This window comes from Candidatus Corynebacterium faecigallinarum, assembly GCF_052264515.1.
GTDB classification, from domain to species: domain Bacteria; phylum Actinomycetota; class Actinomycetes; order Mycobacteriales; family Mycobacteriaceae; genus Corynebacterium; species Corynebacterium faecigallinarum.
Genome location: NZ_JBQQOC010000047.1, coordinates 1 through 8,765 on the forward strand (window position 1 = coordinate 1; position 8,765 = coordinate 8,765).

At 67.5% G+C, this 8,765-nt stretch carries 6 protein-coding genes; 3 read left to right on the forward strand and 3 right to left on the reverse strand.

The features are described 5' to 3' along the window. Positions 1 to 222: 222 nt before the first annotated feature. Entirely contained in the window at positions 223 to 1,776 is a 1,554-nt protein-coding gene (locus ACTXPP_RS13675; protein WP_441600633.1) for a helix-turn-helix domain-containing protein, read from the reverse strand. 158 nt (positions 1,777 to 1,934) lie between these two features. On the opposite strand from ACTXPP_RS13675, the gene ACTXPP_RS13680 reads away from it, so the two are divergent. The 3 genes from ACTXPP_RS13680 to ACTXPP_RS13690 all read left to right on the forward strand — a co-directional run bounded on the left by ACTXPP_RS13680 (position 1,935) and on the right by ACTXPP_RS13690 (position 6,738). After that, positions 1,935 to 3,164 (forward strand): MFS transporter, encoded by a 1,230-nt coding sequence (locus ACTXPP_RS13680; protein ID WP_301496444.1) that lies wholly within the window; start codon positions 1,935 to 1,937, stop codon positions 3,162 to 3,164. 86 nt (positions 3,165 to 3,250) lie between these two features. Then, a complete protein-coding gene (locus tag ACTXPP_RS13685; protein ID WP_014011325.1) occupies positions 3,251 to 4,978 on the forward strand; it encodes an ABC transporter transmembrane domain-containing protein in 1,728 nt (575 codons plus the stop codon). Positions 4,979 to 4,995: 17 nt separating this feature from the next. Then, positions 4,996 to 6,738: an ABC transporter ATP-binding protein gene (locus ACTXPP_RS13690; RefSeq protein WP_041630834.1), complete on the forward strand. Its 1,743-nt coding sequence runs from the start codon at positions 4,996 to 4,998 to the stop codon at positions 6,736 to 6,738. A gap of 15 nt (positions 6,739 to 6,753) precedes the next feature. Here the strand turns inward: ACTXPP_RS13690 and ACTXPP_RS13695 are convergent, their stop codons facing one another. Further along, entirely contained in the window at positions 6,754 to 8,061 is a 1,308-nt protein-coding gene (locus tag ACTXPP_RS13695) for a type II toxin-antitoxin system HipA family toxin (RefSeq protein WP_052302563.1), read from the reverse strand. Continuing rightward, complete coding sequence (locus ACTXPP_RS13700) at positions 8,054 to 8,539, reverse strand: helix-turn-helix domain-containing protein (protein WP_014011328.1); 486 nt, start codon at positions 8,537 to 8,539, stop codon at positions 8,054 to 8,056. Before ACTXPP_RS13700 ends, ACTXPP_RS13695 begins: the two co-directional genes overlap by 8 nt. Positions 8,540 to 8,765: the final 226 nt, after the last annotated feature.

The window sequence follows — 8,765 nt, forward strand, 5'->3', positions numbered from 1 at the left end:
AGGGCCAGGTTGGAGGGGCCGAAGCCCACCCCGACGAGGTCCAGGACATCCCCGTCACTTCCGCCGGGCGCTGTTTCGGGTGGTGCTTGTGCTGTCATGGATGCGCTGTGCTCCCTGATTCCGGCCGCAGGAATTCTGCGGGACTGTGGTTGAGGTTCACCTCACCGTAGGAATCGGGGGTACAAGGCCAATCACGGAATGCGAAGCCGAATTAGCATCAGTTCACTCCACTCCGATAGAGACCGTCTGGCGGCGCAGATACGCCTGACGGTATTCCGTCGGTTTCACACTGTGCGCGCCGAGAAAAGCACGGGTGAACGAGGAGGGATGGCGGTACCCGACCCGCCGGCAGATCTCTGCCACAGTCAGGTCAGGATCCGCCAGCAGGGTCCGGGCGCGCAACATTTTCCGGTCTATCATCCACTGCTCGAAGTACTGTCCGGTCGCCCCGAAGAACCTTCTGCCGAAATGCCCCAGACTGCAGCCGACTTGTTCTGCCAGTCGCTTCTCCGATGTCTCGCTGCTGTGTGTCGCGTCCAGCAACAAACCGATCAGCGGGTCACCCGGAGCCTGCAGATTCACCGTCGCCGGCACCAGATCGGTCATCTCGATGCAGGGACCGTTGACCGGGCGGAGGGCGGTGAAATTGACCATCGACCGGTACAACAGCTCCGCCCGCGATTCCGCCCGGAAGTGTGTCGGCCGGACGTGCCGCCGGCGCAGATCGACGGTGGTCGGCAATGTCCCCACCGGGACCATGACTGCACCGGCGTCCATCAGCAGGCGGTGCCAGACCCCCGCCGGTATCCACACCCCGTCACCCGCAGCGAGATCCTTGACCTCGTCGCCGAGAACCAGCCTCCCGGTGCCCCGGACCATCCAGATCATCACATGGAAGCTGTTCACCCGCGAGCGCAGATTGGCCGCTGGAATCGCGGTCGCCGGGCCCAGGATGTCGGCGAGGGAGCTCCCCTTCCAGGCGCCTGTTCCGGAGGTGTACACGGTCGCCTCCGGCTCACGCATCCGTTGTCTGCGCACCTCGGACGGACGGGTACCGGTCTCCCGGTGAAAAGCCTCGCTCAGCGCGTTGGCTGTGCCGCAACCGGTCGCCTCCGCGGCGTCCGCCACCGGCACACCCTGCCGAATCAGATGGAAGGCCCGGACAGTACGCACCTGTTGGCACCAGGCGCCGATGCTCAACCCGGTGGTCAGACGGAACCGCTCGGTGATGTGGCGTGACGTGAACCCCACGGTCTTCGACCACTCCGCGACACTCCGCCGATCGGAGGGATCCTCCAGCATCCGCCGTCCGATCAATTTGGCCCCCTCGTGGTCCGGCAGCGTCGGAAGAGTGATCGACGGCGCCGGGGCAACCCGATGCCCACATCCGCCCAGTTCCGCGAGGGGGTCACGGGGGTCATACTCCTTCCAGTCCGGCATCCGCCACCGGGAGTAGAGGTGCAGCAGCACATCGGCGGTATCCCGGGTAAGGGTCTCGCGGATCACCACGGACGGGACCTCGGGGAAACTGCCGACAGGGACCAGCACTGAGAGCGCGACCGACCCCTCGGTGGTCTCGATGTAGTCGACCGTCACCCCCAGTGGAATCCGCAGCGCCTCCAGCTCTTTGAGCCGGTAGAGTTGACCGTCCACCATCACCTGGGCGTGCCCGTGCTCCACCCAGAGAATATGGCAGTCCGTGTACGCCGTCACATTGTCCAGCCACGCCTTCGGTAGCGTCCGACCCTCGTCCCCGGTGCTCAATCCGATGCTCATTCACGTACCTCCACGACAAAGAGACCCGGTCAGACGCCGGGTGAAAGTGATGTATAGGTACCCAAGATTACAGTTAGGCTCACCATAGAATCACCGGTCATGCACAACTTCACCCCCTGCACCACCCCCGATATCAGTATCGAGGTTAGGCTTCCCTCGTGACTTCCTCCATCTCTCCCCGTCGTGAACGGCTGCCGCTGGGCGTCATGGCGATCTGCGGTAGCGCCATCGCCTTCGACGGCTACGACATCGTCGTCTACGGCACCACCCTGTCCAAACTCCGCGATGAATGGGGCCTGACCTCCGGCCAGGCCGGCAACGTCGGCTCCGCGGCCCTCGTCGGCATGTTCCTCGGCGCACTGGTCGTCGGCACCTTCGCCTCCCGGTGGGGCCGCAAGCGCACATTCCTCGCCTGCGTCGCGTGGTTCAGCATCCTGATGATCCTCTGCGCCGCCGCACCCGGGCCAGAGGTCTTCGCGGTCATCCGCTTCCTCGCCGGCATCGGACTCGGTGGCGTCATGCCGCTGGCCGCGGCGTTCACCACCGAATTTGCCCCACGTGACCGGGCCGCCGTCGCCTACGTCATCATGCAGTCCGGCTATCCGGTCGGCGGCGTGGCGGCGTCCCTGCTGGCGAAGTGGATCATCCCCGGGTTCTCCTGGCACTGGATGTACCTCATCGCCGCCCTGCCCCTGGTCACCGTCCTGCCCGCGGCGTGGAGGTGGCTGCCCGAATCCGCCGAAGAACAGTCCGTGGCGGCGTCGCGCACCGAACGCCGGGAGGCCGCGCGAGCCGGGCTGCGCGCGATCTTCGCCCCCGGGGTGCGGATCGCCACCGTGATGTTCTGGGTGATGAGCTTCTGCTCCCTGCTGTTCGTCTACGGGGCGAACACCTGGCTGCCGACACTCATGCAGGATGCCGGGCGCGGGTTCTCCAGCTCACTGAACTTCCTGCTCTGCTTCAACCTCGGCGCGATTGTCGGCGGTATCGCCGCGGGCTGGGCCGCGGACCGGTGGGGGTCGAAGATCGTGGTGACGGCGTCCTTCCTCGTCGGGGCGCTGTCAGTCCTGGCGTTCTCCGGGGCGGACGGCACCACCCTGCTGCTCGTGCTGGCGGCACTCGCCGGCTACGGGGCGGTAGCGACGCAGACCCTGATCAACGGCTGGGTCACCCGGTCCTACCCGGCCGAGGCGCGGACCACCGGTGTGGGCTGGTCGCTGGGCATCGGACGGCTGGGAGGGATCGTCGGGCCGTCGGTCACCGGGTGGATCGTCTCCGCGACCTCCGGCGGCACCGCGGCCTTCCTGCTCTTCGCCGCGGTCGGCGTGGTCGGAGCCGTGGTCGCCGGAGCGGTGCGGCAACCGGACATTGTCACGGAAGTACGCTAACTTCACTGCACATCGGGACACGTCGACAGTGCACGGGGTTCTACAGTCGGTCCGGTCATTACCGCCGAATCTTCTTTGAGGACCCCATGCGCCCCGACCCTGCCACACACCCGGACAGCGCCCTGCGCAGCCGCTTCCTCGGCATCCGCTGGCCACTGTTCTTCCAGGCCGCACCCAAACCACCGGCGTCGTCACCGGTGATGTGCGCTACCTCGACCACTCCGGCGCAGTTCACCTGGCGGGTCATCCTCGCCGCGAAACACTGGACCCTCCCGGCGGGTGTACTCCAGATCATCAGTCAGGTCGCCGCGACCTTCACCCCGGTCATCGCCGGCCTCGCCATCGACCACGGCGTCCGCGACGGGAATGCCCGTACGCTGACCGGGTGGCTGGTGGTCCTCGCCGTCGTGGTCGTCGCCGGATCCCTGATCGGGCGCACCGGGTCACGGATGGGCCTCTACGGCATGCAGCAGGTCCAGCACCGGCTGCGGATGCAGGTCACCGACCGGCTGCTGGACCCCGCCGGGATGGCCGACCGCCGCCTCGGCGGGGCACTGCTGTCCGTGGCCACCAGTGATGTCTTCCGTCTCGCCGCCGCGATGCAGCTGCTCGTCTACCCCGTCGGCCAGATCGCCGCCGTCCTCGCCGCCGGGGTGATCCTCCTGGTCATCGCCTGGCCGCTGGGCCTGGCGATCCTTCTCGGAACCCCGGCCCTGCTGTGGCTGATGACCGTCGCCGGCCGCCCCCTGCAGCGGCGCAGCCAGGTCCAGCAACGGCGGGTCGCCGCCGCCACCGGCCAGGCCGCCGACCTCATCACCGGCTACCGCGTCATCAAGGGCCTGCGCGCCGAGGATGTCTCCGCCGACCGCTACCGGACCGTCAGTGCCACCGCCCGCGACGGTGCAGTCGCCGTGCATGGATCCCGGGGAGTCTACCTGGGCGCCATGGGCGCGGTCTCCGCCGTCTTCCTCGCCGCGCTCACCGTCAGTGCCGCCGGGCTCGCGCTCGGCGGGCACCTCACCGTCGGCCAGCTGATCTCGGTGGTCGGCGTGCTCCAGTTCCTCATGGGACCACTCAACGGCCTCGGCAACTCCATCGGCACCACCTGGGCCACCGCCGTCTCCTCAGCCGGGAGGGTTCTCACGGTGCTGAACGCGGACGTCGCCCGCACCGGTGGGAGTGCCTGTCTGCCGGGTGCTCCCGTTGCCGTGACCGTCCACTGCGATCCGCCTCTGACAGTGGCCGCCGGGGAATGCCTCGGGGTCCGTTCGTCCGGGCCTGCTGCCCGGGAACTGATGGCTTCACTCTCCGACGGCCGCGTGACCTTGGTGACAGAGAACAGCACCGTATCCGGCACAGATCTCCCGGTGGAGGTCTACCGCCGCACCGTCCTGACGCCACCGCACACCGCTGACCTGGCCGACGCAACCCTGGCCGAAAACCTCACCGCCGGTGGCAGTGCTGATGACGGCGGTGTCGGTGACGGCGTGCACACCGGGGAACGGGTGGACCGCGCCCTGTACGCCTCCGCCAGCACCGACATCCTCGACGGCCTACCCGACGGACTGGACTCCCGGGTCGGTGAGGGCGGCACCCGACTGTCCGGCGGGCAACGCCAACGCATCGCCCTGGCCCGCGCCCTGACCGCCGACGCCCCCGTCCTCGTGCTCCACGACCCCACCACCGCAGTGGACGCCGTCACCGAACACACCATCGCCGGCCGCCTACCCGGCGCCAGAGACGACAGGATGACCATCATCATCACCGAATCCGCGGCCCTGCTCGCCGCCTGCGACCGGGTGGTGGACCTGTGACCGACACTCCCGCGTCCATGACCCCCGCGTCCGGACAGAATCCTGACCGACTGCCCGTCGCCACCGGAAAACGCACCCTCGCCGTGCTCTGGGAACGCCTGCGCGGCCACCGCGGCGTCCTGGTCTTCTCGGCGGTGATCTCCACGGTGGCCGTGGTCTTCGACCTGGTGACACCCTCGGTCCTCGGCACCGTCGTCGACGACGTCTCCGGCCGCGCCGACGGGCGTCCCGCCGAACACCCCCTGTGGCTCTACGCCCTGCTCATCGCCGGTGCGGGGATCGCAGGCGCAATCCTGTCGGTCTACGGCGTACTGCTGGCCGCCCGGATGATGGAACGCCTGCTCGCCGGGCTGCGCGAGGAACTGATCGCCACCGCCCTGTGCCTGCCGCAGCAGCGGGTGGAGCGCGCCGGCACCGGGGACCTGATCTCGCGGGCCAGTGACGATGTCGCCCAGGTCTCCACCGCCCTGTCCCAGGTCCTGCCGTCGCTGACCCGCACCGTGTTCACCATCGTGGTGACCGTTGTCGGGGTCTCGGTGCTGGACTGGCGGTTCGGCCTGATCATCCTGGTCGCGCTGCCGCTGTACTGGTGGATCCTGCGCTGGTACCTGCGGCTGGCCCCGCCGATGTACGCCGCGGAACGCGCCGCGTTCGGCTCCCGGGCCCATGAACTGCTCAGCGCACTCAACGGAGTCGACACCGTCCTCGCCTTCGGCCGGTCCGACTGGCACTCGCGGCGGATCGCGGCGGCGTCCTGGGCGGCGGCGGCGTGGGCACTGCGGGCCCGCACCGTGATGACGATGTTCCGCACCCGCATCGACCTGGTGTTCCTGCTGATTGTCGCGGGGGTGATCATCGCCGGCTACGTCCTGGTCGACGCGTCCGTGGTGACCGTGGGGGTGACGACGGCGGCGATGCTGTTCTTCCTCCGGCTGGAGGGGCCGTTGACGAACCTGATGATGCAGTTCGACACGCTGCAGTCCGCCACCGCGTCACTGGCGCGGATCGTCGGGGTGATCGACACCGACGGGACCGGCGACGGCGGTGCCGGTACCGGGAAGATGTCATCCGCCACCGGTGTGACGATGGACGCGGTCGGGTTCTCCTATGACACAGGTCGGCCGGTGCTGACCGACGTCACCCTGCATGTCTCCCCCGGTGAGCATGTCGCGATCGTGGGGACCTCGGGGGCCGGGAAAACCACCCTGGCCGCACTGGTGGCCGGGATCCATCCGGTGACCTCAGGCACGGTGACCGCGCCGGAGGACACGGCCCTGGTCTCCCAGGAGACCCATGTCTTCGCCACCACCCTGCGGGAGAACCTCACCCTTGTCGCCCCCGCCGCGACCGATGCAGAGCTGGAGGTGGCGTTGACCGCGACCGGGGCGTCCGGGCTGCTCGATGAACTCCCGGACGGACTGGACACGCTGCTCGGAATACCGGGGGTCCCGCTCGCCGCCGCGCAGGAACAGCACCTGGCGTTGACCAGGCTGCTGCTGGCCGACCCGGACCTGGCGATCCTCGATGAGGCGACGGCGGAGGCCGGGTCCGCCCATGCCCGCGTCCTCGACCATGCTGCGGAGGTCGCCCTGGCCGGGCGCACCGGACTGGTCATCGCGCACCGGCTCAGCCAGGCCGCGGTCTGCGACCGGATCGTGGTGATGGAGGCCGGCCGGGTGGTGGAACTCGGCAGCCATGAAGAACTGCTCGCCGCGCAGGGACGCTACGCGGAGCTGTGGGCGGCGTGGAACGTCAGCTGAGGGTGGTGAGACAGGTCATGCTCCAGGAAGCACGTCCAGGTGGTGGTCCACGGTCTGTGCGACCCGGTCACGATAGCGACGGAGCAGTCGTGCATCTCCTCTGCCCTCCACTTCCACTACCGCGGCGTCCGCTGCATCCGGTACACGTTCCAAGATTTCCGTGACACGACAGAGAACCATGTCCTGATCCAGTCCCGCAGCGTCTGCAAGTGACCGCCAGCCCGCTTCACCGATGGCGTTGACCTCACTGGATCTACCGATTCTCATCGCCAACGCGCAACCTGTGTAGGGCCGTCCATTGGGCAGAATCGTCCCGCGCTCCGGCTCATAAGGTAGGTAGGAGCACAGATCGTACAGGGGAGCCACCTGCAGGCCACCGTCCGGATTGTGCAGGATCGAGTAGTTCTTCGCGTGCCCGTCGGTGTTGGCCACCGCCCAGGAGAACGCCTGTGCGTCGATGAATGCCAGGGCAGCTTCCTCCCCGACGAACTGATGGAGGAAAGAAGCTATCTGCCCTGCTCCGGGTCCACCCTGGTCCTGGTATTTCCGGTCGGGTGCGACTCCGAGCGCCTGGCACAGGTCTTCCTGATGAACACGGGTGAGCACACCGTCGTCCCCGGAATGCCGGTCATAACGGGTGGACACCAGCGCCGTCACGGTACCGAACTCCCGGTACGTGGATTCTGCGGTGGACAGCCCGGTGAGTGCCGCTGTCCGCCCGGTGACGTGCTCGATGAGGTCCCCGTCCCGGTACGGACCTCCTGACGGCTTGAGAATATGGGTCGACGGTGCGGCACCGTCCGGCGAGTAGAAGGTTTTCCCGCCGTCGAAGCTGGTCAACGCGATCTTGGACTCTGCCCCAGCGAGTGAGAACCGGCCGGCCAGCGTGTCGGGGTCCGCAAACGATGCCGCGGCAGCCGCATCATCACGGACCGACCGCAGACGGGACTCCACATCCGTGGCAGAAAGCCGGACGAAGTCACCGCTGACCCGCTGGGGCTCACCGTCGGGGACGATCTCCAGAGCCCCTGAGACATCACGTCCCATGAACTCCAGCAAGGCGAACGGATTCTTCGGCGACACCCGGTGCCGGCCGTCAGAGAACTGGGCTGCCCACCTGGCCCGGACCGGCTCACTGTCCGGAAGAAGGTTGTCGAAGAAATTGCGCACCGTAGCGGGCTTCAACCGTGTGCCGTCATTCGGCAGGGACAAGGACAGGGAACGGGAGTCTCGTGATGCGTAGTCAAGACTGACAGCGCCACCGGCGGAGAATCCGAGGCTGGCAACGAGTTCTCCGTAAAGGTAGACGTCGAGATCACGCATTGTCCGGCCACCCGTACGCCTGGAACCGACGGACATCGGCACCCAGGGCGTCGAACGCGCGGGGAACCCGGCCGTCGCCGAGACGGGCATCCCCGGATTCCACATCATCCACCCAGGACTTCGGAACACCGAGGTTCCGCGCGAGGTCCTGTTTGGTCATGGACTGCCGCAGGCGCAGTTCGCGGAGCCAACGCCCCTGCTGGTAGGTGTCGGAGAAGTTGAGCTCGGGCAACTCCTCCTGCCGAGCATTGCGGACACTGGCCTGCACCGTTGCCGGGGACACCCCCAGAACGTCGGCGAGTTGCGCCTGGGTGAGCCCGGAGTCGACGAGGAGCCGGTAGACCGTCATGTCACGGGTGCTGCGGACCTTCTCTGCATCGTGGTTGAGGGCGCGCATGACGCCGGTCAGGCGACGGAACTCCGCGGCCTCTGCATCGATGTCCGGCCCGGCGGTGTGGGGTGCGGTCGCAGTGTTCATGTGTTCATACTACCCCTGTGAACACACAGATCTGCTCGCCGCACAGGTCAAGTCTCTTTGAGTGGTGTTCTTTGTCGGTCCCTGTGAACAGGGGATTGTCAGCGACGAGTCGACCAGCTCAGCCGTCGTCGTAGACCGTGGGGACCGTGGGGACCGTGGGGACCGTGGGGATCACGGTCATCAAGCTCCGATCATGAACTGCACATCCGGAACCCCGACCGCGTCT